This window comes from Bradyrhizobium retamae, from assembly GCF_001440415.1.
GTDB classification, from domain to species: Bacteria; Pseudomonadota; Alphaproteobacteria; order Rhizobiales; family Xanthobacteraceae; genus Bradyrhizobium; species Bradyrhizobium retamae.
In genome coordinates this window covers 115,791-141,804 of sequence record NZ_LLYA01000192.1, presented here as the reverse complement: position 1 = coordinate 141,804, position 26,014 = coordinate 115,791, and the positions used below count along the sequence as shown (strand labels likewise).

Sequence of the window (26,014 nt, the reverse complement as noted above, 5' to 3'; positions counted from 1 at the left end):
GAGGAGAGTTTGCATGCCGTGGAAGAATCAAGGTGGGGGTCCATGGGGCCCGGGTCCTAAGGGACCGTGGGGTTCGGGTCCGCAGTCGGGTGGGCCGAGGCCACCTGATCTTGAGGATCTGCTGCGGCGCGGTCAGGACAAGCTGCAGCAGCTTCTGCCGGGCGGCTATTTCAGCGGCATGGGCATCGCGCTGGTGCTCGCCGGCGCGCTGGTAATCTGGGGATTGTCCGGATTCTTCCGCGTGCAGTCGGAAGAACTCGGCGTCGTCTTGCGCTTCGGCAAACATGTGCGCACGGTCGAGCCCGGGCTGAACTATCATCTGCCCTATCCGATCGAAACCGTGCTGTTGCCGAAGGCGCTGCGCGTCTCCACCATTTCGATCGGCATGAGCCTGATCGACGATCCGGCGCGGCGCGGCCGCACCATGCGGGACGTGCCGGAAGAAAGCCTGATGCTGACCGGCGACGAGAACATCGTCGACGTCGACTTCACGGTGCTGTGGCGGATCAAGCCCAACGGCGCCGGCGACTTCCTCTTCAACATCCAGAATCCCGAAGGCACCGTGAAGGCGGTGGCCGAAAGCGCGATGCGCGAGGTGATCGGGCGTTCGCAGATCCAGCCGATCCTCACCGGCGCCCGCAATCTGACCGAGCAGGCCGTCCACGAACTGATGCAGAAGACGCTGGATACCTACGGATCCGGCATTCAGATCACGCAGGTGCAGATGCAGAAGGTCGACCCGCCCGCGCAGGTCATCGACGCGTTCCGCGACGTGCAGGCCGCGCGCGCCGACTTCGAGCGTCTGCAGAACGAAGCGCAGACCTACGCCAACCGCGTCATTCCGGACGCGCGCGGACGCGCCGCGCAGATCCTGCAGGTCGCCGAGGGTTACAGGGAACAGGCGATCGCCGAGGCCAAAGGCCAGAGCGCGCGCTTCTTGAAGGTGTACGAGGAATACAACAGGGCCAAGGACGTGACGCGGCAACGAATTTACCTGGAGACGATGGAGCGGATTCTCGGCGGCTCCGAGAAGCTGGTCTATGACGGTGGCAACTCGGCACAGAGCATCGTGCCCTATCTGCCGCTCAGCGAATTGACGCCGCGCCGTCCGCCGCCGACGGCCGGTCAGCAGCAGCAGCAGCAGGGAGGCTCGCGATGAGGTCCCCTGTTACAGGCATTGTCAGCCTGATCCTGCTGTTGGTCGTGGTGATCGTGGGCTACAGTTCGATCTTCACGGTGTCGCAGACCGAGCAGGCGCTCGTGGTCCGGCTCGGCCGGCCCGTTGCCGTCGTGTCCGAGCCGGGCCTGAACTTCAAGGCGCCGTTCATCGACACCGTCATCACCATCGACAAGCGCATCCTCGATCTGGAAAATCCGTCCCAGGAAGTGATCGCTTCCGACCAGAAGCGGCTCGTGGTCGACGCCTTCGCGCGCTACCGGATCAAGAATCCGCTGCGCTTCTATCAGAGCATCGGCACGATCCAGGCGGCCAACATCCAGCTCACCACGCTGTTGAACGCGGCGCTGCGCCGCGTGCTGGGCGAGGTCCCCTTCATCAACGTGGTGCGGGACGAACGCGACGGCCTGATGACGCGCATCCGCGAGCAACTCGACAGGGAGGCCGATCAGTACGGCATTCAGGTGGTCGACGTGCGTATCCGCCGCGCCGATCTGCCGGAGGCCAACAGCCAGGCGGTCTATCAGCGCATGCAGACCGAGCGGCAGCGCGAGGCGGCCGAGTTCCGCGCCCAGGGCGGCCAGAAGTCGCAGGAGATCCGCTCTAAGGCCGATCGCGAGGCCACCGTCATCGTCGCGGAGGCCAATTCGACCGCCGAGCAGACGCGCGGCGTGGGCGACGCCGAGCGCAACCGGTTGTTCGCCGAGGCCTATGGCAGGGATCCGGAGTTCTTCGCCTTCTATCGTTCGATGTCGGCCTATGAGACCGGGCTCCGCTCCAACGACACCCGTTTCCTGCTGCGGCCCGATTCGGAGTTCTTCCGCTTCTTCGCCAATCCGTCGGGCCATCCGCCGGCGGCAGCCGCGGCGGCCGCGGCGCCGAAGCCTTAAGCGGCCGGCCCGCACAATACGCATGTTACGGCGAAGCGGGGGGTCGCTTCGCCGGCGTAAAAGCAAAAAGGCGCTTGAGTAGCGGGGGGATGCCATCCGATGAGGTCCATTGCGTTCGCCGACTTCCTCATCGGTGTGGGCATCCTCTTTGTGCTCGAAGGCCTGATGTTCGCAGCCAGCCCGGCCTGGATGCGCCGGGCGATGAAAAGCGCATTGGCGACGCCGGATAATATCCTGCGGATCGTCGGCATCGTTTCCGCGGTCGTCGGCCTGCTGCTGATCTGGTTCGTGCGGCGGTAAGGTTCCTCCGTCATTCCGGGATGGTCCGAAGGACCGATCCTCAGATGCGCAATTGCGCATAGGGGGAATCTCGAGATTCTCAGATGTGCAAATGCTCATCTGCGTTCGCTTCGCGCCCCGGAACGACGGTAATCAACGGCCGCAACTAGCTCTGGCGCCAACGAAATCGTGAGCCGCGAGCCGCCCGTTTTCCGCCGGAATGTCAGGCGCAGATGCTTGCGCCTAGGACCCGTTCGGGCGCACTGTGGGCGCCAAATTTGAGCCTTTGGAGACGAGCCGACATGACCGGTGCCAGACCCGCCTTGAAAAGCCGCCTGCGCCTGATGGGAATTGCGATCTCGCTCGGTGCCGCCAGCATGCTGGCTTCAGTGCCGGCCAGCGCGCGCGGGCCGGACGGTATCGCCGACATTGCCGAGAAGGTGATCGATTCCGTCGTCAATATTTCGACCTCGCAGAGCGTGGAAGCCAAGGGCGGCAGGGATACGATGCCGCAACTGCCGCCGGGCTCGCCGTTCGAGGAATTTTTTGACGACTTCTTCAAGAACCGGCGTGGCGCCGTGCCCAAGGGCGGCGACAAGAGCGGCGAAATGCAGCCGCCGCGCAAGACCAATTCGCTCGGCTCCGGTTTCATCGTCGATGCCGCCGGCGTCGTCGTCACCAACAATCACGTCATCGCGGATGCCGACGAGATCAACTTGATCATGAACGACGGCACCAAGATCAGGGCCGAACTGGTCGGCGTCGACAAGAAGACCGACATTGCGGTCTTGAAGTTCAAGCCGGTGAAGCCGGTGACCGCGGTGAAGTTCGGCGATTCCGACAAGCTGCGGCTTGGCGAGTGGGTGATTGCGATCGGCAATCCGTTCAGCCTCGGCGGCTCGGTCACGGCCGGTATCGTGTCGGCGCGCAACCGCGACATCAGCCAGGGGCCATACGACAGCTACATCCAGACCGATGCCTCCATCAACCGCGGCAATTCCGGCGGGCCGCTGTTCAACCTCGAAGGCGAAGTGGTCGGCGTCAACACGCTGATCATCTCGCCGACCGGCGGTTCGATCGGCCTCGGCTTCGCGGTGCCGTCGAAGACGGTGGCCACCGTAGTTGATCAGCTTCGGCAGTTCGGCGAACTGCGCCGTGGCTGGCTCGGCGTGCGGATCCAGCAGGTCACCGAGGAGATCGCCGAAAGCCTCAACATCAAGCCCGCCCGCGGCGCGCTGGTCGCCGGCATTGACGACAAGGGGCCGGCCAAGCCTGCCGGCATCGAACCTGGCGATGTCGTCGTCAAGTTCGACGGCAAGGACGTCAAGGACCCGAAGGATCTCTCCCGCGTCGTCGCCGATACCGCCGTCGGCAAGGAAGTCGACGTGGTCATCATCCGCAAGGGCAACGAGGAAACCCGCAAGGTTACGCTCGGCCGCCTCGAGGATACTGAAAAGGTGCAGCAGGCCGCCGCCAAGGCCAAGGAAGACCCTGTCGAGAAGCCGGTGACGCAAAAGGCGCTCGGCCTCGATCTTGCCGCGCTGAGCAAGGACCTGCGTACGAAGTACAAGATCAAGGAGAGCGTGAAAGGCGTCATCATCACCGGTGTCGACGGCTCCTCCGACGCCGCCGACAAGCGGCTCTCGGCCGGCGACGTCATCGTCGAAGTGGCGCAGGAAGCGGTCGCCAGCGCCGCCGACATCAAGAAGCGCGTCGATCAGCTCAAGAAGGACGGCAAGAAATCGGTACTGCTGCTGGTGTCGAACGCCGAGGGCGAATTGCGATTCGTGGCGCTCGGCGTGCAGTAGGCGTCAAGGCAATCTCGTTATGGCCGGGCTTGACCCGGCCATCCATCCTCTTCGCAAGAATCTTTTTGCTTTGATGGATGCCCGGATCAAGTCCGGGCATGACGATGGAGTTCGACGGGATTAGCCCACAAACTCCTCACGCCGGTAGCCCTGCGCATACAACAGCGCGGTGAGATCGCCGTAGTCGATCCGCGCGGCGGCAGCGGCGGCCACCGCCGGCTTGGCGTGGTAGGCCACGCCAAGGCCCGCCGCCTGGATCATGCCGAGGTCGTTGGCGCCGTCGCCGGCCACCAGCGTGTCGATCTCGTCGAGATCGAAGGATTCGCGAAGCTCGATGAGCGTAGCGAGTTTGGCCGCGCGGCCGAGGATCGGCTCGGCCACCTCGCCGCTGAATTTGCCGTCCAGCACCTTCAACTCATTGGCGCGGTTTTCCTGGAAGCCGATCTTGGCCGCGACCGCATCGGTGAACAGCGTGAAGCCGCCGGAGATCAGGCAGGTCCAGGCGCCGTTGGCGCGCATGGTGGAAACCAGGTCACGGCCTCCCGGTGTCGGCGTGATGCGCTTTGCCAGGACTTCATCGACCACGCCGACGGGCAGGTCCTTCAGGAGAGCGACACGCTCGCGCAGCGCCGGCTCGAATTCGATCTCGCCGCGCATCGCGCGCTCGGTGATGCCTGCGACATGTGCTTTCAGCCCGGCGAAATCGGCCAGCTCGTCGATGCATTCCTGGCCGATCATGGTGGAGTCCATGTCGGCGAGAAAAAGCTTCTTGCGCCTGAACGCGGCAGGCTGCACGACAATGTCGATCGGCAGGTCACCGCGCGCCTGTTGCAGGCGAGCTTCGATCGCTTTGATCTCGTCCGGGCTCTTGACCTGGCTGTCAAAGGGAATGTCGACTGCCACTTCGTCGAACAGCCATTGCGCCGTTCCCGGCGAGGGGAGAATGGCCAGCGCGCCGTCGACGACGGTGGTGTCGAGCGCCGGGTTGGCCGGATTGCAGATGAGGGTGGCGACCAGGGACATGCAGGCGCATCAGCTAGATTTGAGCAAGGCCGTGCTTATCGCAGGGCCGACCGCCAGCGGCAAGTCGGCCCTGGCGCTCGAATTGGCCCAAAAGACCGGCGGCGTCGTCATCAACACAGATTCGATGCAGGTCTACCGCGATCTCCGCATCATCACGGCGCGGCCGACGCCGGAGGAGGAGGCGCGCGTGCCGCACCGGCTCTACGGCCATGTCGACGCGGCGGTTAATTTCTCGGCCGGAGCGTGGGTGACGGATGCTGGAAAGGTGCTCGCAGAGGCGCGCGCGGAAAAGCGGCTGCCAATTTTTGTCGGTGGGTCCGGCCTCTATTTCAAGGCATTGACACGCGGTCTCTCCGCGGTACCGCCGATACCCGCCGAGGTTCGCGATGCCGTTCGGACGCGGCTGGAACGCGACGGCGTTGAAGCGCTGCACACCGAACTGGCGCGGCGTGATCCCGTCTCCGCCGAACGCCTGAAGCCGCGCGACCGCACCCGGATTGCCCGCGCCCTGGAAGTCGTGGAAGCCACCGGCCGCGCACTGCCGGACTGGCATCGCGAGGGCCTGCCGCCGCTGCTGCCTCGGAGCGAGGTCTCGGCGCTGTTCCTCGCGCCTGAGCGTGAAAAACTATATGCGCGGATCGATGCGCGATTCGGTGCGATGCTGGCGGCGGACGCGCTGGACGAGGTCGCAGCGCTCGCCGGGCGAAAGCTCGATCCCCTGCTGCCGGCGATGAAGGCCCATGGCGTGCCGGCGCTGATCCGGCACCTCAGGGGTGAAATCACGCGCGAGGAGGCCGCCGAAATCGGCCGCGCCGACACCCGCCATTATGCAAAACGGCAATTCACTTGGTTTCGGCATCAATTGCCGGAGTTCGAATGGGTGACGCCGGAGGCGGCGAGGGGGTGGGTTGGCACCGTCATTCCGGGGCGCATCGAAGATGCGAACTAAGATGTGCAATTGCACATCTGAGAATCTCGAGATTCCCCGGTGCGCAATTGCGCATCTGAGATCTGGTCCTTCGGACCATCCCGGAATGACGTCCCCTTAACGGCTCCCATGGCTGCACGCATAAAATTCCCCCTCGCCGAATGCCGGGAACACCGCTACACTGGCCAGATCGCGCCGAGAGCGTCCGTCCCTTGACTTCCGGGGGCCGAACGGTATAACCGCGCAACCTTTGGGAAGTCCGAGCCGCAAAATGCGTAACATTATTACCAAGCTGCTTATCGTCGTCGTACCCAGGCACACCGCCGGGGATGGCTAGCGGCCATCCAAATTCAGGCGGTGTGCATGGGGCCTCTCGGGTCCCTTTTTTATTTCCCAAAACAGACAACCGAAAGAAGCCGCGCCGACAAGCGCATCCGGAGCAGACCATGACCGACAAGAGCAACGACCCCAATCAGATGACCGGCGCCGCGATGATCGTGCGCGCGCTCATCGATCACGGCGTCCAGCACGTCTTCGGCTATCCCGGCGGCGCGGTGCTTCCGATCTATGACGAGATTTTCCAGCAGAGCGAGGTCGAGCACATCCTGGTGCGGCACGAGCAGGGCGCCGGCCATGCCGCCGAGGGCTACGCGCGCTCGACCGGCAAGCCGGGCGTGGTGCTGGTGACGTCAGGCCCAGGCGCCACCAACATGGTGACGCCGCTGACGGATGCGCTGATGGACTCGATCCCGCTGGTGTGCATCACCGGCCAGGTCCCCACCCATCTGATCGGCAACGACGCGTTCCAGGAATGCGACACCGTCGGCATCACCCGTCCCTGCACCAAGCACAACTGGCTGGTGCGCGACGTCAACGATCTGGCCAAGGTGCTGCACGAGGCGTTCTACGTTGCGACCACGGGCCGTCCCGGACCCGTCGTGGTCGACGTGCCCAAGGACGTGCAGTTTGCGGTCGGTACCTATCATCCGCCGCGCAAATCCGACGTGCATGTGTCCTATACCCCCCGGGTGAAAGGCGATGCGGCACAGATCCGAAAAGCGGTGGCGCTATTGGCCGCCGCCAAGCGCCCGGTGATCTATTCCGGCGGCGGCGTCATCAATTCCGGACCCGAGGCGTCGAAGCTGCTGCGTGAGCTCGTGGATGTCACCGGCTTTCCGATCACCTCGACCCTGATGGGCCTCGGCGCCTATCCGGCCACGGGGAAGAACTGGCTCGGCATGCTCGGCATGCACGGCACCTACGAGGCCAACATGACGATGCATGGTTGCGACGTCATGCTGTGCGTCGGCGCGCGCTTCGACGACCGCATCACCGGCCGGACCGACGCATTCTCGCCGGGCTCGAAGAAGATCCACATTGATATAGATCCTTCCTCGATCAACAAGAACATCCGCGTCGACGTGCCGATCATCGGCGACGCCGGCAATGTGCTCGGCGACCTGCTGCAGGTGTTCAGGGCGGAGGCGAAGAAGCCCGACATCAAGAGCTGGTGGCAGGAGATCGCCACCTGGCGTGCGCGCAATTCGCTCGCCTACAAGAAGAGCAACGACGTTATCCTGCCGCAATACGCCATTCAGAAGCTGTTCGAGGCGACACGCGGCCATGACACTTACATCACCACCGAAGTCGGCCAGCATCAGATGTGGGCGGCGCAGTTCTTCGGTTTTGAGGAGCCGCATCGCTGGATGACGTCGGGCGGTCTCGGCACGATGGGCTACGGCCTGCCGGCCGCGCTCGGCGTGCAGGTCGCGCACCCTAACAGCCTCGTGATCGACATCGCCGGCGACGCCTCGGTGCAGATGACGATGCAGGAGATGTCGACGGCGGTTCAGTTTGAACTGCCGATCAAGATCTTCATCCTGAACAACCAGTACATGGGCATGGTGCGGCAGTGGCAGCAGCTCCTGCATGGCAACCGGCTGTCGCATTCTTACTCCGAAGCGCTGCCGGATTTCGTCAAGCTCGCCGATGCGTTCGGCTGCGTCGGCATCCAGGCGATCAAGCCCGGTGATCTCGACGGCGCGCTCAAGGAGATGATCAAGGTCAAGCGTCCGGTGCTGTTCGATTGCCGCGTCGCCGCGCTGGAAAATTGCTTCCCGATGATTCCGTCCGGCAAGGCGCACAACGAAATGCTGCTGCCGGCGGAAGCAACCGATGAAGCCACCGCCGCGGCGTTTGCCGGCGGCAAGGCGCTGGTGTGAGGTAAGAGGGCAGATGTTTGACCTCGCAGAGCTCGAACGCGCGCACGACATCGTGGGGCAGGCGGTGCCGCCGACGCCGGCGCATGTCTGGCCGCTGCTGGCCGAACGGCTGGGGACGCGCGTCATCGTCAAACATGAGAACCATACGCCGACCAGCGCTTTCAAGGTGCGCGGCGGACTGGTCTATCTCGATCGCCTGAAGCGTGAACGGCCCAGCACGCCCGGGATCATTTCGGCGACGCGCGGCAATCACGGACAGAGTCTGGCATTCGCGGCAGGTCGTCATGGCCTGCCGGTGACGATCTATGTTCCGCACGGCAATTCGGTCGAGCAAAATCGCGCGATACGCGGATTTGGCGCCGAGCTTGTCGAGCACGGAGAGGATTTTCAGGCTGCACGCGAGGAAGCCTATCGTCGCGCGGAGACGAATGGGCTGGAAATCGTGCCGGCCTTCCATCCCGATCTCGTCCTGGGTGTCGCGACCTATGCGCTCGAACTATTGCGAACGGCGCCGGATCTCGACGTTCTCTATGTTCCGATTGGGCAGGGATCCGGTATTTGCGGCTGCATCCTGGCGCGTGATCTGCTTGGCCTGAAAACGGAAATCATCGGCGTGCAGTCGACCGAAGCGCCGTCTTACGCACTGTCGTTCGCGGCCGGCGCCGTCGTGACGACCAAAACCAGCAACACGCGCGCCGACGGTGTGGCGACACGCAATCCCGATGCCGATGCGGTCGCGATCATCTGCAAGGGCGCTTCCCGCGTCGTGCAGGTGACCGACGACGAAATCGCCTCGGCGATGCGGGCTTACTGGACCGATACCCACAATCTTGCGGAAGGCGCTGGCGCGGCTGCGCTGGCGGCGGCTCTGCAGGAGAAGAAGAAACTTCAAGGCAAGCGCGTCGGACTAGTTTTGAGCGGCGGCAATATCGATTTTGACCGGTTTCGCCGCTGGGTCGGGCCGGATGCTGTTGCCGCAGATCAACCGGCGATGGCGTGACGAGAGGATATGTAAGGGGACCACAATGAACCAGCCCGCATCCGCCTACTTCCTGGAAGAGCGCCACGATCCCAACGAGACGCACACGCTCTCGGTGCTGGTGCAGAACGAGCCCGGCGTGCTCGCGCGCGTGATCGGCCTGTTTTCGGGGCGCGGTTACAACATCGACAGTCTCACCGTCTCCGAGACCGAGAGCCACAAACATCTCTCGCGCATCACCATCGTCACGACGGGCACGCCGACGGTGATCGAGCAGATCAAGCACCAGCTCGACCGCATGATCCCGGTCTATCGTGTCGTCGACATGACCATTACCGGCCGCTCGATCGAGCGGGAGCTTGCCATGGTGAAGGTGCGTGGCCGCGGCGACAGCCGGGTCGAGGCGCTGCGGCTGGCAGACGCATTCCGTGCCCGCGTGATCGACGCCACGACCGAGAGTTTTGTGTTCGAGATCACAGGCAATTCATCCAAGATCAGTCAATTTATCGACCTGATGCGCCCGCTCGGCCTTGTCGAGGTGTCGCGCACTGGCGTTGCCGCGATCGGGCGTGGGCCTGAGGGGATGTGAACATGCTGGCGCGTGACTGGTATTACACTCAAAGGCGGCGGCTCGGGCTCGATTCCGCGGTCGCCTCGATCTACGACCGGCATGACGACAGCGACGAGCGCGCACGGGCCGCGCTTACCATGCTCGGCGTGCAGCGCGGCTGGCGCGTGGCCGATATCGGTTGTGGCAACGGTGTACTGGCCTGCGAAGCGGCGTTGATGGGCGCCGAGGTCGACGCAATAGACATTTCGCCGGCGATGCTGGCGCTCGCCAATATCCAGGCCCGCGACCGCAAGGTTGCGATCCGCACCCAGCCGGCAGGGCTATTGAGCTTTGCCTACCAGCCCAATTCCTACGACCTGATCGTCAGCGAATTCACGCTGCACCATCTGCCGGATTTCTGGAAGGCGGTGGCGCTGGCAAGGATCTATGCCGCGCTGAAGCCCGGCGCTAGTTTCTACCTGCGCGACATCGTATTCGTCAGCATGCCCGACGGCACCGAGCGCGATGTCGAGCAGTGGGCCGATTTCACCATCAAGAACCACGATTTCCAGCGCGAAGGCGTGGTCACCCATATGCGCGACGAGTACTCGACCTTCGGCTGGGTGATCGAGCGCATGCTGACCGATATCGGCTTCACGCTGGAATCGGTCGACTACCACGCGCCGCTGCACGGCACCTATATCCTGCGCAAACCAACGCCGGATCAACAGAGCTAGAAAAAAATGAAACCGGCCGATGTTTGCATCGCCGTGCTGGTAGCGGTGATCTGGGGGCTTGCTTTCGTGGCCAGTCGGATCGCGCTCGACGAGTTTTCGCCGGAATTGATGACGACGCTGCGCTTTTCCATCGCGGCCTTGCCCTGCCTGTTCCTGGCGCGGCCCAAGGTTTCCTGGACGGTGCTGGTCGCGATCAGCTTCACGCTGTTCCTCGGCCAGTTTCTCGCCCAGGCCTTTGCCATTGCGCACGGCGTTCCGGTCGGTCTCTCCAGCGTGATCGTGCAGAGCCAGGCGCTATTCACGATCGGCTTTGCCGCGCTGTTGTTTCGCGAGCGGCCGAGCGCGGGGCAGACAGTCGGCATTGCCATCGCCACCGCAGGCCTGCTCATGATCTGCGGCACCGTCGGTTACGATTTCAGCGTCAGCGCCTTCGCGATCTTGATGATCTCGCCGCTCAGCTTCGCGGCCGGCAATCTGCTGCTGCGGCATGCGCAGGGCGTGCCGATGTTCGACCTGTTCGCGTGGCTGTGTCTGGTTGCCGCGGTTCCGCTGTTTGCGCTGACGCTGGTCAGCAATGGCCCGCAGCCGACCTGGTATGCGCTGACCCACATGTCGCTGACCGGCCTGATGTGCATGATCGGCCTGGGTGGTATCTCAACCAGTATCGCCTACTGGCTGTGGGGCCGGCTGCTGCGGGATTATCCGGCGGCGCAGGTTGTGCCGTTCGCGCTGTTGGTGCCGTTCGTCGGTTCCGCTGCATCGACCGTCGTGTTCGGCGAGACTTTTGGGCCGCTACGGCTTGCCGGCATGGTCACCGTGGTCGGCGGCATCGCCGTCATGTTGCTGTCCAAACCCACCAAGGCTTCAGAAAAACAAGTTCTGCCAAAGATCCCATGAGGCCCCCATGTCGCAATCGCTGCTGATCGCCTTCATCATGTTCGCCACCGTGATGTTCTTCACGCCGGGGCCGAACAACATCATGTTGCTGTCGTCGGGGCTCACCTACGGCTTCCGCCCAACCATCCCGCACATCATGGGGATCACGGTCGGTTTTGCCTTCATGATCGGTGCGGTCGGTCTCGGGCTCGGGACCATCTTCATCGCCTATCCGGTGCTGCAGACCATCCTGAAATATCTCGGCGTGGCCTACCTGATCTATCTGGCCTGGGCGATTGCGATGTCCGAGCCGCCGTCCGCGGATCAGGACAAGCGTCGCGAAGGCCGCCCGATGACGTTCTGGGGCGCGGCGATGTTCCAGTGGGTCAACGCCAAGGGCTGGGTCATGGTGATCGGCACCATCACTGCCTATGCGGCGATCGCCGCCTATCCCTGGAATATCGCGATCCAGGTCGGCTTAAGTCTGATCCTGGGCATCCTGTCCTGCACGGCCTGGGCCCTGTTCGGCACCGCGCTGCGGCCGATCCTGACCTCCCGCCGGGCGGTGCGCGCCTTCAATATCGTGATGGCGGTGCTGCTCCTGGCCTCGCTCTATCCGGTCTTCATGGACGCATGATGCCGCGCCGCACCATGCATAAACGGGTTTCCCCTTCGAGGAAAAATGCTCTAGACAACGCCGGAAATTCGCGGGCGACCGGCGGTCTCACCTGTCCAAATGCCTGATTAACCGGCCCTTTTTGGCCATCGATTGAGGAAACGACCATGCGTGTTTATTACGATCGCGACGCCGACCTGAACCTGATCAAGGGCAAAAAGGTCGTCATCGTCGGCTATGGCAGCCAGGGCCACGCCCATGCGCTGAACCTGAAGGACTCCGGCGTTAAGGAAGTGGCGATTGCGCTGCGCCAGGGCTCGGCCTCGGCCAAGAAGGCGGAGGCTGCCGGCTTCAAGGTGATGGAAGTCGCCGAGGCCGCCAACTGGGCCGACCTCGTGATGATGCTGACCCCGGACGAACTCCAGGGCGACATCTACCGCGAGCACCTGCACGACAACATGAAGAAGGGCGCGGCGCTGGTATTCGCGCACGGCCTCAACGTCCATTTCAACCTGCTCGATCCCCGCGCCGACCTCGACGTGCTGATGATCGCCCCGAAGGGCCCCGGCCATACCGTGCGCTCGGAATATCAGCGCGGTGGCGGCGTGCCCTGCCTGATCGCGATCGCCAAGGACGTCTCCGGCAATGCCCATGACCTGGGCTTGAGCTATGCCTCGGCGATCGGCGGCGGCCGCGCCGGCATCATCGAGACCACGTTCAAGGAAGAGTGCGAGACCGATTTGTTCGGCGAGCAGGTGGTGCTCTGCGGCGGCCTGGTGGAACTGATCAAGGGCGGCTACGAGACGCTGGTCGAAGCCGGCTACGCGCCGGAGATGGCCTATTTCGAGTGCCTCCACGAGGTGAAGCTGATCGTCGACCTGATCTATGAAGGCGGCATCGCCAACATGAACTACTCGATCTCCAACACCGCCGAGTACGGCGAATACGTCACCGGCCCGCGCATCGTCACCGACGAGACCAAGAAGGAGATGAAGCGGGTACTCAACGACATCCAGTCCGGCAAGTTCGCCCGCGACTGGATGCTGGAGAACAAGGTCAACCAGACCTCGTTCAAGGCGACCCGCGCCAAGCTCGCCCAGCACCCGATCGAGGAAGTCGGCGCCAAGCTCCGCGACATGATGCCGTGGATCAAGAAGGGCGCGCTGGTCGACAAGACGAAGAACTGAGGCGCAGACGATCGTGTAGGGTGGGCAGAGCCAACGGGTCGCGCGAATGCGCGCCCGATGACAGGCTCAGCGTGGCCACCATGCAAGATGATTAAGTGGATAGGTGGTGGGCACGGCGCAAAGCGCCTTTGCCCACTACGGTACTGCAACACCAAATCTTAATCCTTGCGCGGCATTGTCCGGCGAGATCGCAACCCACGGTCTCGCCGTTTCCTCGAAGAACTGATGGTTCAACCACATTCTTCAATGCGCCACTCGAAACGCGCCGACAACCCAAGCCGAAGAACTGACGCTTTATGCACATCCTTGGGCGCGAAGCAGTTCAACAACTACATTGGCGACGAAAACGTGAGCGCTTACAGATTCAAAGCGCCGTTGCTTAATCTGTGCTCTCACCGTGAATGATCCTTTGAGCGACAGCGCCGGGACGCTGGTTCACGGCTTCGGAGGCCCTCATGTGTCGGATCAGCGATGATCCGGTGTTGCAAGACAGTGTTTGTTCGGAGCGCTGAAGCATCTCGCGCGAGCCACCGCCACCGCCGGTATTACGTTGTGACTATCGGGCGGGGAAGTCGACGCCGCGAAGCGTCACGATCGCCACCGCGCACGGCGTCTCCGTCCCGTCGGCCAGCGATGCCACGTCCACATGTGCCACGCCAATCGTGCTTCCAACCAGAATCGCGCGGGCGCGCGCGATCAGCGACTCCCCCTTTGCCGGAGCCAGATAGCTGACCTGGAGGTTGACGGTCACCGCAAACCGGCCGGGCGGCATGGCCGTGGTGACGGCCCCGCCGCCGGCATGGTCCGCCAGCCCGGCGATGACGCCGCCATGAAAGAAGCCGTTCACCTGCACGAGACCATCGCCTTTCGCGAGCGACATCACGACGTGGCCGGGTTCCGCGTGCTCGACCCTGGTGCCGACGGCCTTGGTATAGCCGGGCGCATAGGTGACCCGTTCGACCAGTTCGCGGATTGCATCGTGCGTGGACATCTGCGGTTTCGGACGATCCATCGATCCTCTCCCGGCTTCATTGACCGGCGCCATGCTCGGATCAGCGAGAGGCTTAGGCAATCGCGATTGCTCTGATATCGAGCTATAGATATCCTCTATGGATGGATTTCAAGCAGATCAGGTATTTCGTGGCTGTTGCCGAAGCGGGCAGCTTCAGCGCCGGCGCGCGCCGGGCCTTCGTCACGCAGCCGACGCTGTCCGCCGCGATAGCCTCCCTCGAGGCCGAGCTGGGATTCGCACTGCTGGAGCGTCATGCGCGTGGCGTGAGGCTCACTCCGAGGGGCGAAGAGGTGCTGGAGACCTCGCGATCGATTTTGCGCCAGGCTGAGCGGCTCAAGGCGGCGTCCGGCGGCAGGCCATCGGGCAGGCCGCTGCGGCTTGGAATTCTGCCGACGATTGCTCCGGCATTCGTGGCGCAATGCATTGAGCGGTTGCGGGCAATCGAGCCGGGGCGGTCGTGGCGGACCGAAGATGCACCGCTTGCCAAGCTGCGACAGCGGCTAGCCAATGGCCGCTACGATGTCGTCCTGACGGCGCTCGGATCGGCCGCACGAGGCCACCGGCAATTGGAATTGGCGGCTGATCGGCAGGCGCTGGCCGTTTCCGCCCGCTCATTCCCGCGCGGGCCAGTCTCGCCCGAGATCTTGGCGGGCCAGCCTTTGATCGTGCGCATACACTGCGAGCAGCTGCAGTCGGCGTCGCGCATTCTCGACGCCTGGAAGGTGCGGCCGAAAGTCGTCGCCCAGACGGACAGCGACGCGCGGGCGCTCGCGATGGTGGCGGCGGGTCTCGGCTTCTGTCTGATGCCAGATAGTTTCGAGCACCCCGAGGTGCGGATGCTTCGCCCCGAGGGTGTCGATCTGACCCGGCGGCTCGGCTTTGAATGGGTTCGAGGCGGCGCCGATGGTTGGCTGGATCGCGCGCTGGATGGCCGGTGACCGGTTCGGACCGTGTGCGCGCCGTGACCACGGCGCACAGGCAAGACCCAATTCGACCGCTCAATTCGTCCGGATGATTGGCTCTTTCTCGATCTTGTTGTGCAACTGCCAGAAGCGGACGGTGCGCTGGGCCGTCTCCATCGACAGCTTGCGAAAATCGCGTTGCGCGATCTCCAGCGTCTGCTCGCTGATCGGAGGCTTTACCGGCCGGTTGCGCAGGATGGACTCGACCGTCGGCCAGTTCAGGCGTGCTGACCGGCAAGGAATCAGGATCAGGTCGGCCCGCGGCCCTTCCATCAGCTTCGCCGTCATCTCGACCGGCATGTCGTTGAGGACGGCAAGCGCGACCGTCACTTCGTCGAACTTGTTCGTTTCAGCGAATTTGTACACCGCCGCGTCGTCGAGCTCGTTCAACCCCTTCATCAGCTTCACGAGTTCCTCGGCGACTCCGAAGCTCCGGCTCGGTGGCGGGGCCTCGCGGGCGACCTCGTTCAGGACCCGCTTGATCTCGTCCTGGAGCGCGGGCGGCGCGATGGCCAGAAGCCGCGCGCGAACGGTCTCCTTGGCGCGGCGCAGCAGGTCGCCTATGAACTTGGCCGGGAAATCGGCGCGAAGGCCGAGGATTTCGACCAGTTCGTCGTCGGCGCCGGCGCGGGCGACGATGGTGGAATAGCCCTGGTCGGAAAACTTGGCGCCGGCATTGTTGGCGAGCTTGCGGATCACCTGGCCTTCGCCGCGGTCGACGATGACGTCGGTCACGGCCGCGGGCAGTTCGGCGCGGCCGGAAATGGCGAGCAGGTGATCCTGTCCCTTGCTGCTGGCGATCTTGACCAGCACATCGGTCCCGAGCCGGCTGGAATGGGCCAGCACGCTGCCGGCGACCTCGATCTCGTCGTCCCAGGCGAGATGCTGGATGACTTCGAACGGAGCGTAGTCGAGCGGCGCCAGCCGCTTGGAAAGTTCGGCCTTCGCCCGTGTCTCGACACGCGCGATCAGGAGGCAGAGCACGTCGTCGAAGACCCTGACCTGATCGTCGCTGAGGCGTTCTCCGTCATGGAGGAAGAGATCGGTGACCTGCCGCAGGGTCTCCACCCGCTTGGCGGATGAACCGCCTCTGACGGCATCTTCAAGTTCGGCAATGATCGAGTGCGCCGGCTGTTGCACCATGTGGGCAGCCTGTCTGTTGTTGAAGGGTTCGCGCCCACAATGGCCAACCGAGCCTTACCCCTGCGTTAAAGGCGGGGACTCGGCAAAATAAAGATCGACTGCATTTGAATCGGGCAATGCATCGGCCGCGCTTGTTGCGGACAGACGCATGCCGAAGCAGGGCCTGCGCATTGCAAATTCTGCGCTCCGAATTTCTTTACCAATCCGATCGGGACGTATGCCGCGATTTCGCGCGATAAATCGCCGACGTCGAACCGATCGGCCATCTGCCGCCGCTTCCGGTATTCCGGTCCGGCTGCTATCCTCACCAAACCGTTCCCGGGAAAATTCGAATAGCAATCTGCCGAACAAGACGCCGTCAAGACTGGCTGCACCCCGCGGAGGAAGCCTGCGGAGCCGGCGCTTAAGCATTCCTTCACGACGAACTTCATTAAACCTCTTACAAGGGCTTAGGTCATGAGATCTGTTGTCATCACCGGCGCGTCCACCGGCATCGGCTGGGCCAGTTCGAAGCTCTTGCTCGACCGCGGCTTCCGCGTGTTCGGCAGCGTGCGCAAGCAGGCCGATGCCGACCGCCTCAAAGCTGAGTTCGGGACGAACTTCACGCCGCTGACCTTCGATGTCACCGATGAAGCCGCGGTGCTGGCGGCGGCGCGCGAGGTCCGGCGCGCGCTCAGCGGCGAAACGCTCGCCGGCCTCGTCAACAATGCCGGCATTGCGGTATCGGGCCCGGTGCTCGAACTCGCCGCTGACGAATTCCGTCGCCAGATGGAGGTCAATTTCATCGGCCCGATCATTGCGACCCAGGCCATCGGGCCGCTGCTCGGCTCCGATCCGGCCCTGAAGGGGCCGAAGGGGCGGATCGTGATGATCTCCTCGGTCGCTGGTAAGAACGGCAATCCGCTGACCTCGGCCTATTCTGCCTCCAAGCACGCCATCGAGGGGCTCTCGGAGAGCCTGCGCCGCGAACTGATGTTGTTCGGGATCGACGTCATCGTCATTGCGCCGGGCGCGGTCAAGACGCCGATCTGGAGCAAGGCCGAGGAGGTCGATATCTCCGCCTACAAAAACTCGCCATATTTCCCGGCGCTGGAGAAAATCCGCGCCTTCATGCTGCAACTCGGCGCGAACGGATTGCCGGCCGAGATGATCGCCGAGAAGGTGTTCGAGGCGTTGACGCGACCCAATCCCAAGGTGCGCTACGTCATCGCGCCGGATCCGATGCGCCAGTTCATGGCGGCGGCGTTGCCCAAGCGCACCCTCGACCGGATCATCGCCAAGCGCCTCGGGCTGACGGCGCAGAGCAAAGGCACCGGCCACCTGTGACGACAGGAAAGAGCAGAGCCGAGCTGACGCAAATCGCCGACGCGGCGCTTCGCAGCCAACCGGGATGCGAAACGGCGTCCGTCCCCGCCGTGCGCGCGCTTCCCAACATCCGCGAGGGGCGGAACTGGGAAATCCCCAACGTCGTTCTCGGCGACAGCCTGATCAGCGATGTCGACCGGGCCGTCATGTCAGTGCACCGCCGGCTCGGACGGAAGTTTTACCTGAAGGACGACTAGCCCGCCCGTGCCGGCGCCTGGGCACGCGGCGCCATCGCGATCCTCCGCAGCGCGAACACCGCCACGAGTGGAATCAGGAACAGCGCGTAGAGCGGCATGTCAGGAATCCGCTTGCCGAACGACACCATGAACTGGAACAGCAGGTAGTAGCCGCCCACGAGATGCAGCCGGCGCCAGGCGCGTGCGCCGATCGCAGCGGCCGTGCGGTCGAACGAGGTCGCGGCCATCGCGACGATGAAGGCATAACCGATGCCGCCGAAAATGTAGGACGCGATCGAGGTCGCCGCGGCATAGCCTATCGGGTCCATCACGGCGAAGGCCAGGATGGCGACTGCGTGGATGGCGTGCGAGGCAGCAAAGGTGACGCCGACATAGCGGCGGTTGCGGCGCAGCCATCGCGTCCAGGCGTTCGGCCATAACAGCGCCAGCGCGGCGGCCGAGAAGGCGAGGCAGAACAGCAACAGCGAGGTGCGCGCGGTGAAGCGGATCACCATGCGCACGCCGTCGACCTCGAAGCCGCGCATGCCGGCGATCCAGATGCTCATGGCCAGCAGCGTCAGCGCGAGCAGGGCGAACAGCCGCCAGCCTTCGAACCATTTTTGTGTCGGCATGTTTTGCTCCCCCCGGCTGCTTATGTAATCACCAGTTACATTCGCTGTACGGATCAGGTCAACCGTGTAATCAGTGCTTACATTCACGACCTGGTGATGGTAGGAGAGGGCATGCGTCCGTCAGGCAAGCCTTCCGCCGCAAAATCCCCCACCACCAAGCCGCGCCGCCGCGCTGCGCGAGCGGCCGCGCCAAAACCCTATCACCATGGCGACCTCCGGCGCGTCCTGATCGACGCCGCGCTGCAACTGGTCGGCGAGGGCGGGGCGGAGGCGGTTAGCGTCCGGGAGGCCGCCCGCCGGGCCGGCGTGTCGCCGGGGGCGCCGTTCCGGCATTTTCCGAGCCGCGACGCCCTGATCCAGGCGGTGGCGGAAGAGGCGCAGCGGCGGTTTCGGGCCGAGATCAAGGCGGCGCTTGCCGCGGCGCCGGCCGGCGATCCGCTCGGCCGCTTTCGCTGCCTCGGGCTCGCGTATCTGCGCTGGGCGATGCGCAACCCGACCCATTTCGAAATCATTTCCAGCCGCCGCTTGTTCGATCACGACCAGGCGGCCGCCATCTCCAGCGACAATGCCGAACTGATCGCGCTGACCGAGCAAACGCTGGCCGAAGCCTTTGCGGCGGGCCAGCTCCGCAGCGCCGACCTCAAGCAGGTTCAGATCGCCGGCCGGGCGCTGGTCTATGGTTTTGCCCGGATGAATATCGACGGCCATTTTCCGCGCTGGGGCGTGGCAGGCCCCGAGGCCGAGCGGACCGCCGAGGCGGTGCTGGATCTTTTCATCGAGGGGGTAGCCAGCCGCCCACGGCCGGCCTGATCATGGCGCTCAACGGCCGTACGAGTACCGGCAAACGTCCGCCCGAAGGCAAATTCATTGCCTGTTCGTGACGATTCCACTACGTTTTTGTGACGCGGCTCAGGTTCCGGATGGGTCGTGCGTCTTCTGGTCGTCGCCAGCCAAGGCTTTGTATTGCGCCGGGTCATGTTGCGTTCCTCTCATGGCGCCCGCGCCAAATCCTGGGCCCTCCGCCACCACCCTTGCTGCCGGCCTTGCCGCGATCGGCTTCTGGCGGCTTTCGGCCGTTGCTGCACCGCACATATCGGCGCTGGCGATCCTGCTGCACACCGAAACCGATTTCGGCGGCCGCATGGGTTTTGCCCTGGCCTGGGGCATCCTGAACTTCCTCTTTATTGCGCTGCTGCGGCGTCCGGCGCTGTCGGGCGCGCTGTCGCTGACGCTGGTCGTGCTCCTGGTGCTGCTGTCGCGGCTCAAGCACGACGTCGTGCAGATGACGGCGAACTTCGTCGACCTGATGGTGATCGACCGCGACACCGCGGCGTATCTGTTCACGATCTTTCCGAACTTGCGCTGGAGCGTGGTCGGCGCATCCCTTGTCATCATGCCGCTGATGTACGCGCTGTGGTGGCTCGATCCGTTTCGCATCCGCCGCCTGCCGGCCACCGCTGGCCTGCTGACCTGTCTCGCAAGCCTGGCCGGTTATTCCGTCGTCTGGCCCGATGAAGCCTGGCGCGGCTATTACGACGATGGCTATCTCTCCAAATTCGCCCGCTCGGGCGTGACCGCGGTTTCCGACTTCGTCAATCACGGCTTTATGGAATCGGAAGCCGTGACTGCCGAGCGGCTGAAGGTGCCGCTGGTCGATTCCTGTCATGTGGCCGGTCGCCGCCCGCACATCATCATGATCCATGACGAGTCGAGCTTCGACATCCGCCAGGCCGCCGGCGTCAAGGTGCCGCCGGGCTATGGCAGCCATTTCAAGTCCTTTGACGGCCGCGAGCGCAAGTTCATGGCCGAGAGCAGCGGCGGCGCAAGCTGGATGGCCGAGTACAACGTGCTTGCCGGCCTGTCGTCGCGGTCGTTCGGCCGCTTCTCCTATTTCGTCACCCGCATCGCCTCGGGCCGGGTCGAGCGCGGATTGCCGCTGGCGCTGCGCCGCTGCGGCTACAACACCATCTCGCTCTATCCCGCCTACGGCGCCTTCATGGGGGCGCGTGGCTTCCAGACCTCCACCGGCATTCAGCACTTCTATGACGCGCGCGCGCTCGGCGCCAAGGGCATCGAGCCTGACAGCTTCTTCTACGACAAGGCCGTGAATCTGATCGCCGAGCAGCCGGTCAACACGCCGCTGTTCACCTTCGTCTATCTCGCCGCCAACCATTTCCCCTGGGAAACCAAATTCCGCCCCGACCTGCTGCCGTCCTGGCGCGCGCAAGGCAACGAGCCCGTCGTCGACGAATATCTGCGCCGCCAGACATTGAGTGCCGGGGATTATGCGGCGTTCGTCGCCAGCCTGAAAAAGAAGTTCCCGGCGCAGCCGTTCCTGATCGTCCGCTACGGTGACCATCAGCCGGAGTTTTCCTCGAACCTGCTCGATCCCGGCCTGGATGAAGCCAGGGTAGCCCGCAAGTTCGATACCCACGACCCGCGCTACTTCACCACCTATTACGCGATCGACGCCGTCAACTTCGAGCCAGTGAAGAGTTCCGCGATTATGGACACGATCGACGCGCCCTATCTGCCGCTGGTGATCCAGGAGGCCGCCGGCATTCCGCTCGACCCCTCGTTCAAGGAGCAAAAGAACATCATGCTTCGCTGCAAGGGTGTATTTTATGCCTGCAAGGATGGCGCCGAGGCGCGCAGGTTCAACCGGTTATTGATCGACGCAGGTTTCATCAAAGGGCTCTAGAGACGAGACATGCCGACCGCCGCTGAACGGGGAATGAGCGAAAGCATCCGCGCGCAATCGCGCGGCGCCCGGTTCTTTGTCCCGGCCGGCCTGATTATCGCCGTCCATCTGGCGGGACTCGTGGTCCTGCTCACCAGCGAATACGGGCCGTTTGCGATCACGCTGGCCATGCTGGCGTGGGTTTTCGTGAACTGCTTCCTGCTGCTCGTGCTGCAACGGCCCGGCATCTGTGCAGCGATTGCAGTGACCCTCATCGTGATCCTGATCGAGCTGTCACGCTTCAAATTCGGCATCCTGCAGCTCACCCTGACGTTCCTCGACTTCCTGATCATCGACCGTGATACGTTTTCGTTTCTGCTCTCGGTGTTTCCGCGATTGCAGACGCAGTTGATCATGGCGGGGATCATTGCCGTGCCGCTGTTGTGGCTGGCTTGGCGTTTCGATCCGTTCCGGGTGCGGCGACGCCTGGCGTTGATCGGTCTGGCCGCGAGCATTGCATCGATATCGGCGATGTCGGTCGCATGGCCCGAGCAGCCGTGGGAACCGTTCCAGGGCATCAACCACATTTCCAATCTCGCGCGCTCGGGCGTGGTGGCGGTGTCGCGGCTGGCTTCGACGGGATGGATCGAGGCCGATCCGCCGGCAAATGCCCCGCTTCGGCTCGCACCGGAAGCGCACGCCGCCGGCCGTTCGGCGCTGCCGCCTGACGCTGCCTGTGATGCCGACGCAAAGCGGCCGCACATTATCATGCTGCTCGACGAGTCGAGCTTCGACGTCAGGTCCGCGCCAGGCATCAAGGTGCCGGCGGGATACGCCGACTACTTCAAGTCCATCGACGGCAAGCAGCGCACCATGATGGCCGAGGCGACCGGCGGTCCGACCTGGTACACCGAGTTCAACGTGCTGACGGGCCTCTCGGCGCGGTCGTTCGGCGATCTCAAGTTCTACGTGACGAGGATAACCGCGGGTCGCGTGACCCGTGGACTGCCACAGGCGCTGCGGAACTGCGGGTACAAAACCTTCTCTCTCTATCCGACCTATGGCAACTTCCTTGGCGCGCGCACCTTCCAGAAGGGAGCCGGCGTCGGCCATTTCGTCGACATGGCGGATATGGGCGTGAACCAGGACATGCAGCCCGACAAGTTCTATTTCGATCAGGCGCTAAAGGTGTTTGCGCGCGAGCAGTCTCAGCAGGCGCCAGTCTTCATGTTCGTCTACCTCACGGCCAACCATTTTCCCTGGACCGACGTCTACCGGCCCGATCTGACGCCGCCGGGCTGGACGCCGCCGGGCAACACTGCGGAGGTCGATGAATATATTCGCCGTCAGACCATGACGGCCAACGACTATCGCGAATTCACCGAGCGGCTGAAGCGCGACTATCCGGACCAGTCATTTCTGGTGCTGCGTTTCGGCGATCACCAGCCGGCGATCTCGCAAAAGATGCTGGAGCCCGGGATCGATCAGGCGACGCTGGCGAAACGGGTGATGGCCGCCGATCCACGCTACTTCTCTACCTACTATGCCATCGACGGCATCAACTACCAGCCGCGCAACCTGTCATCGGCGCTCGAAACGCTCGACGCGGCGTACATCCCCCTCGTGCTGCAGGAAGCCGCCGGCATCCCGCTTGATCCGACCTTTGCAGAGCAGAAGAGCATCATGCTCCGCTGCAAGGGAGCCTTCTATGACTGCAGGAAAGGCGCGGAGGCGCGCAGGTTCAACCGGCTTCTGATCGACGCCGGCATGATCAAGGGGCTTTGATTTCCGTTCTGTCGCCGTCATTGCGAGCCAACGGGTCGCGCGAATGCGCGCCCGATGACAGGCTCCGCGAAGCAATCCATTTCGCCGCACGTGGAGGCGTGGATTGCTTCGTCGGTGCGCGGCTCGCAATGACGGGGAGGGAGCTCGGCAGCCTCTCCTCACCTCTTCCCCACCTTCTCCCACAGCCACTGCGCTACCGCATCCGGCGAGCTCGCGGCGTCGTTGCCGGATGCGCGCAGGTTTGCTTCGCGCATGGTGGCGATGTCGATCTTGCCGAGCAGCGGGGCCAGCGCCTTGCGCAACGCCTCGTCATTGGCGCGCTTCGGCGCGAGCAGCACGATCGCATCATAGGGCGGGATTGCGTGCCTGGGATCGCCGAGCACCACCAGATCGTATTTCGCGATCAGCCCGTCGCTGGTGTAGCCGGCGATGACGTCGACTTCGCCGGAGGCGACCGCCGCATACATGAAGTCCGGCTGCATCTGACGTTGGCCGCGGAACGACAGGCCGTAGGCCCTGCGTAGCGCGGCCCATTCGGGGCGCGAGAAGAATTCATAGTCGCCGGCGATCGACATGTTTGCGGCGCGCGAGGCGAGATCGGCGACGGTGCGGATACCCAACTGCTCGGCGCGCTTGCGCGGCATCACCAGCGCATAGGCGTTCTCGAAACCGAGCTCGCCGAGCAGTGTGATGTTCTGCTTCGCTAGTATCGTCTTCAGCTCGGCCAAGAGCTCCTGACGCGGCTTGATGTCGGTGCGGTGAAACTGGTTGGCCCACAGCGTGCCGGAATAATCGATGTAGACGTCGATGTCATCAGCCGCCAGGGCTTCGAAGATCACGTTGGAGCCGAGACCTTCGCGCGTCGTTGCCGAAAGCCCAGCCTTTTTCAGCCGCTGCGCCATCAAGGCCGACAGGACATACTGCTCGGCAAAAGTCTTGGCACCGATGATGTAGTTCGTCTGCGGCCGCACCAGGTTCGGCGTCAGCGTGGCTGCGACGAGCGCCGCAATGCCGACGCCGCCCAGTGTCGCGCGAAAACGGCTGCGGTGGCGCAACCCGCCTTCGATCAGCGCCAGCAACTGATCGACCGCGAGCGCCAGCACCGCGGCGGCCAGGCAGCCGAACAGCACGAACACCCAGTTCTGGGTCTGCAGCCCCGCAAAGATGTAATTGCCGAGGCTGGTCTGGCCGATCGGCGTTGACAGCGTCGCAGTGCCGATCACCCAGACAGCCGAAGTTCGGATGCCTGCCATCATCACCGGCAGCGCCAGCGGCAATTCCACCGTGAACAGCGATTGCCGCGGCGTCATGCCGACGCCCTGCGCCGCTTCCAGGATCGCAGCGTCGACGCCCTGCAGCCCGGTGATGGTGTTGCGCAGCACCGGCAGCATCGAATAGAGCGCCAGCGCCAGCACCGCGGGTAAAAATCCGAACGCGGAAAAACTGACGCCGAACCATGACAGCGACAACGCCGCGAGCGCCAGGAGCAGCGGATAGAACAGCGCCAGCAATGCCAGGCCCGGCACAGTCTGCACGATGCTGGCAAGCCCGAGCAGCCCGCCGCGCATCACCGGCCGATGGCGTGCGATGATCGCGAGCGGCAGGCTGACGAGTAACCCCAGCACCAGCGCGGCGACGCTGACGCGGACGTGGTTGCCGAGATAATCGGGCAAATGGCCCAATGCCTCGCTCCAGCGCGGATCGGCGAAGATGCTCATGCCGCGCCCTCACGAGGAAGCAATGCGCTCAGCCGCTCGGCCTGCCGCCGTGGCGTGCGCAGGAGTTCGCCGACGTAAGCGTCGTCGGATTTGGAAAGCTCGGCCGGAGTGCCCTGCGCCAACAGCCGCCCGTCGCACATGATCGCGATGCGGTCGGCGAGCAGGATCGCTTCCGTCATGTCGTGGGTGATCATGACCGTGGTCAGGCCAAGTTTCTTGTGCAGCTCGCGAAAATCGTCGCCGAGCGCGTCGCGGGTTAGGGGGTCGAGCGCGCCGAACGGCTCGTCCATCAGCATGATGCGCGGGCGTGCGGCGAGCGCCCGCGCCACGCCGACGCGCTGGCGCTGGCCGCCGGAGAGCTCATGCGGCAGCCGGTCGCGATATGGCGTGCGGTCGAGCCTGACAAGGTCGAGCAATTCATCCACCCGCACGGAAATCTCGGCGGGCCGCGTGCCAAGCAACTTTGGCGTGATGCCGATATTGCCGGCGACGCTCAGATGCGGAAACAGCCCGCCGCTCTGAAATACATAGCCGATCCGCCGCCGCAACAGGATCGGATCTACGTTGCGGACGTCCTCGCCTTCGACTGTGATGGTGCCAGAGTCAGCCTCGATCAGGCGGTTGGCGAGCCGCAATAGCGTGGTCTTGCCCGAGCCGGAGCCGCCGACGATGGCGAGGAGTTCGCCCTCGGCGACCTCAAGCGAGACGTCATCGACCGCCACCACGCGGCCGGCGTCGAAGGTCTTGCCAACATGCGCATATGCGATCAGTGGCGTGGTAGGCATTCGATCGGTCCCAACCCTTGGCTCTTCCCAACGGATACAGTGATAGCTGATAAATGGCCGGTCGCGAATGCGGGACTTCGACTGTCGCCCGCGCGGCCGTGGAGCAACAAGGTTCGAAAATTGTCCACGGCTTGCCCCGTGGATCACCCCGACTTCAGATAGCTAACTGACAGGATTCTGGGCAACACGGGGTCAGTCAGCGCGAGAACGCATTCTTCAACTGCACCAGGAATGTCACCAGCCATGCACACGCATACATGCCCGCGAGGCCAAGGGCCGTTCTGCGATCAATCAAGGACAGGCCTGTCCACCACCATATCCGGTAAAGCCATATTCCTGCCGTGGCTACGCCAAGCAAGCAGACCAGCATCTTGAGAAAGGACGAGTTCGCGACGCCTAAGGCGCCAAACAAAAGCGTCGCTGGAACGAGAAACATGGTGCAGGCGGATATCAAAATCTCGTTCATGGCTCCTCAAGACGTCTA

Annotated in this window: 25 protein-coding genes; 18 read left to right on the top strand and 7 right to left on the bottom strand. The window is 63.8% G+C overall.

From position 1 onward, the window contains the following. Positions 1-13 precede the first annotated feature (13 nt). From hflK to CQ13_RS32940, 4 genes are all read left to right on the top strand, one after another. Positions 14-1,159 carry an FtsH protease activity modulator HflK gene (hflK, locus tag CQ13_RS32955; RefSeq protein ID WP_057846953.1) on the top strand — a complete coding sequence of 382 codons (1,146 nt, stop codon included), beginning with the start codon at positions 14-16 and terminating at the stop codon, positions 1,157-1,159. Continuing rightward, entirely contained in the window at positions 1,156-2,067 is a 912-nt protein-coding gene (gene hflC / locus CQ13_RS32950) for a protease modulator HflC (RefSeq protein WP_057846952.1), read from the top strand. The genes hflK and hflC overlap by 4 nt, the downstream gene beginning before the upstream one ends. 99 nt (positions 2,068-2,166) lie before the next feature. Next, entirely contained in the window at positions 2,167-2,367 is a 201-nt protein-coding gene (locus tag CQ13_RS32945) for a DUF2065 domain-containing protein (protein ID WP_028350308.1), read from the top strand. 281 nt (positions 2,368-2,648) lie between these two features. Next, positions 2,649-4,154, top strand: a complete 1,506-nt coding sequence (locus tag CQ13_RS32940; protein ID WP_057846951.1) for a Do family serine endopeptidase — start codon at positions 2,649-2,651, stop codon at positions 4,152-4,154. 120 nt (positions 4,155-4,274) lie between these two features. On the opposite strand, the gene serB is transcribed toward CQ13_RS32940, so the two are convergent. Beyond that, positions 4,275-5,177, bottom strand: a complete 903-nt coding sequence (gene serB, locus CQ13_RS32935) for a phosphoserine phosphatase SerB (RefSeq protein WP_057846950.1) — start codon at positions 5,175-5,177, stop codon at positions 4,275-4,277. Here serB and miaA point away from each other — a divergent pair. The 8 genes from miaA to ilvC all read left to right on the top strand — a co-directional run bounded on the left by miaA (position 5,155) and on the right by ilvC (position 13,272). Beyond that, on the top strand, positions 5,155-6,126 hold the full coding sequence (gene miaA, locus CQ13_RS32930) for a tRNA (adenosine(37)-N6)-dimethylallyltransferase MiaA (RefSeq protein WP_245309486.1): 972 nt from the start codon (positions 5,155-5,157) through the stop codon (positions 6,124-6,126). The two genes, serB and miaA, sit on opposite strands and share 23 nt — an antisense overlap. Before the next feature lie 425 nt (positions 6,127-6,551). After that, positions 6,552-8,327, top strand: coding sequence for an acetolactate synthase 3 large subunit (locus CQ13_RS32925; protein ID WP_057846948.1), 1,776 nt, complete (start codon positions 6,552-6,554; stop codon positions 8,325-8,327). Positions 8,328-8,340: 13 nt separating this feature from the next. Further along, the gene (locus CQ13_RS32920; protein WP_057846947.1) at positions 8,341-9,327 is read left to right on the top strand and encodes a threonine dehydratase; all 987 of its coding nucleotides are present in this window, start codon (positions 8,341-8,343) and stop codon (positions 9,325-9,327) included. 25 nt (positions 9,328-9,352) lie between these two features. Then, entirely contained in the window at positions 9,353-9,895 is a 543-nt protein-coding gene (ilvN, locus tag CQ13_RS32915; protein ID WP_057846946.1) for an acetolactate synthase small subunit, read from the top strand. 2 nt (positions 9,896-9,897) lie between these two features. Beyond that, on the top strand, positions 9,898-10,593 hold the full coding sequence (locus CQ13_RS32910) for a class I SAM-dependent methyltransferase (RefSeq protein ID WP_057846945.1): 696 nt from the start codon (positions 9,898-9,900) through the stop codon (positions 10,591-10,593). A gap of 6 nt (positions 10,594-10,599) precedes the next feature. Further along, positions 10,600-11,490: an EamA family transporter gene (locus tag CQ13_RS32905; RefSeq protein ID WP_057846944.1), complete on the top strand. Its 891-nt coding sequence runs from the start codon at positions 10,600-10,602 to the stop codon at positions 11,488-11,490. 7 nt (positions 11,491-11,497) lie between these two features. Further along, positions 11,498-12,106, top strand: coding sequence for a LysE family translocator (locus CQ13_RS32900; RefSeq protein ID WP_057846943.1), 609 nt, complete (start codon positions 11,498-11,500; stop codon positions 12,104-12,106). 146 nt (positions 12,107-12,252) lie between these two features. Next, positions 12,253-13,272, top strand: a complete 1,020-nt coding sequence (gene ilvC, locus CQ13_RS32895; RefSeq protein ID WP_057846942.1) for a ketol-acid reductoisomerase — start codon at positions 12,253-12,255, stop codon at positions 13,270-13,272. A 556-nt stretch (positions 13,273-13,828) separates the two neighbouring features. On the opposite strand, the gene CQ13_RS32890 is transcribed toward ilvC, so the two are convergent. Continuing rightward, complete coding sequence (locus CQ13_RS32890; RefSeq protein WP_197427519.1) at positions 13,829-14,284, bottom strand: PaaI family thioesterase; 456 nt, start codon at positions 14,282-14,284, stop codon at positions 13,829-13,831. 101 nt (positions 14,285-14,385) lie between these two features. Between CQ13_RS32890 and CQ13_RS32885 the strand changes: the two genes are divergently transcribed. After that, positions 14,386-15,222 carry a LysR family transcriptional regulator gene (locus CQ13_RS32885; protein WP_057846940.1) on the top strand — a complete coding sequence of 279 codons (837 nt, stop codon included), beginning with the start codon at positions 14,386-14,388 and terminating at the stop codon, positions 15,220-15,222. Positions 15,223-15,282: 60 nt separating this feature from the next. Here CQ13_RS32885 and CQ13_RS32880 read toward each other — a convergent pair whose 3' ends face one another. Then, entirely contained in the window at positions 15,283-16,389 is a 1,107-nt protein-coding gene (locus CQ13_RS32880; RefSeq protein WP_057846939.1) for a DUF2336 domain-containing protein, read from the bottom strand. 456 nt (positions 16,390-16,845) lie between these two features. Here CQ13_RS32880 and CQ13_RS32870 point away from each other — a divergent pair, with 456 nt between their 5' ends. Further along, positions 16,846-17,715 (top strand): SDR family oxidoreductase, encoded by an 870-nt coding sequence (locus tag CQ13_RS32870; protein WP_057846937.1) that lies wholly within the window; start codon positions 16,846-16,848, stop codon positions 17,713-17,715. After that, positions 17,712-17,951: a hypothetical protein gene (locus CQ13_RS32865; protein ID WP_057846936.1), complete on the top strand. Its 240-nt coding sequence runs from the start codon at positions 17,712-17,714 to the stop codon at positions 17,949-17,951. Before CQ13_RS32870 ends, CQ13_RS32865 begins: the two co-directional genes overlap by 4 nt. Here CQ13_RS32865 and CQ13_RS32860 read toward each other — a convergent pair. Further along, a complete protein-coding gene (locus tag CQ13_RS32860) occupies positions 17,948-18,562 on the bottom strand; it encodes a hypothetical protein (RefSeq protein WP_057846935.1) in 615 nt (204 codons plus the stop codon). The genes CQ13_RS32865 and CQ13_RS32860 overlap by 4 nt on opposite strands. Positions 18,563-18,673: 111 nt before the next feature. On the opposite strand from CQ13_RS32860, the gene CQ13_RS32855 reads away from it, so the two are divergent. The 3 genes from CQ13_RS32855 (at position 18,674) to CQ13_RS32845 (ending at position 23,027) form a co-directional block, all read left to right on the top strand. Then, positions 18,674-19,372 (top strand): TetR/AcrR family transcriptional regulator, encoded by a 699-nt coding sequence (locus CQ13_RS32855; protein WP_057846934.1) that lies wholly within the window; start codon positions 18,674-18,676, stop codon positions 19,370-19,372. Positions 19,373-19,553: 181 nt separating this feature from the next. Beyond that, positions 19,554-21,263 (top strand): sulfatase-like hydrolase/transferase, encoded by a 1,710-nt coding sequence (locus CQ13_RS32850; protein ID WP_057846933.1) that lies wholly within the window; start codon positions 19,554-19,556, stop codon positions 21,261-21,263. A gap of 33 nt (positions 21,264-21,296) precedes the next feature. Next, positions 21,297-23,027: a sulfatase-like hydrolase/transferase gene (locus CQ13_RS32845; RefSeq protein ID WP_063800211.1), complete on the top strand. Its 1,731-nt coding sequence runs from the start codon at positions 21,297-21,299 to the stop codon at positions 23,025-23,027. Positions 23,028-23,185: 158 nt separating this feature from the next. On the opposite strand, the gene CQ13_RS32840 is transcribed toward CQ13_RS32845, so the two are convergent. The 3 genes from CQ13_RS32840 to CQ13_RS32830 all read right to left on the bottom strand — a co-directional run bounded on the left by CQ13_RS32840 (position 23,186) and on the right by CQ13_RS32830 (position 25,996). Beyond that, positions 23,186-24,745 carry a glycine betaine ABC transporter substrate-binding protein gene (locus CQ13_RS32840; RefSeq protein ID WP_057846931.1) on the bottom strand — a complete coding sequence of 520 codons (1,560 nt, stop codon included), beginning with the start codon at positions 24,743-24,745 and terminating at the stop codon, positions 23,186-23,188. Continuing rightward, positions 24,742-25,530 (bottom strand): ATP-binding cassette domain-containing protein, encoded by a 789-nt coding sequence (locus tag CQ13_RS32835; RefSeq protein ID WP_057846930.1) that lies wholly within the window; start codon positions 25,528-25,530, stop codon positions 24,742-24,744. Before CQ13_RS32835 ends, CQ13_RS32840 begins: the two co-directional genes overlap by 4 nt. 196 nt (positions 25,531-25,726) lie before the next feature. Then, positions 25,727-25,996, bottom strand: coding sequence for a hypothetical protein (locus CQ13_RS32830; RefSeq protein ID WP_057846929.1), 270 nt, complete (start codon positions 25,994-25,996; stop codon positions 25,727-25,729). Positions 25,997-26,014: the final 18 nt, after the last annotated feature.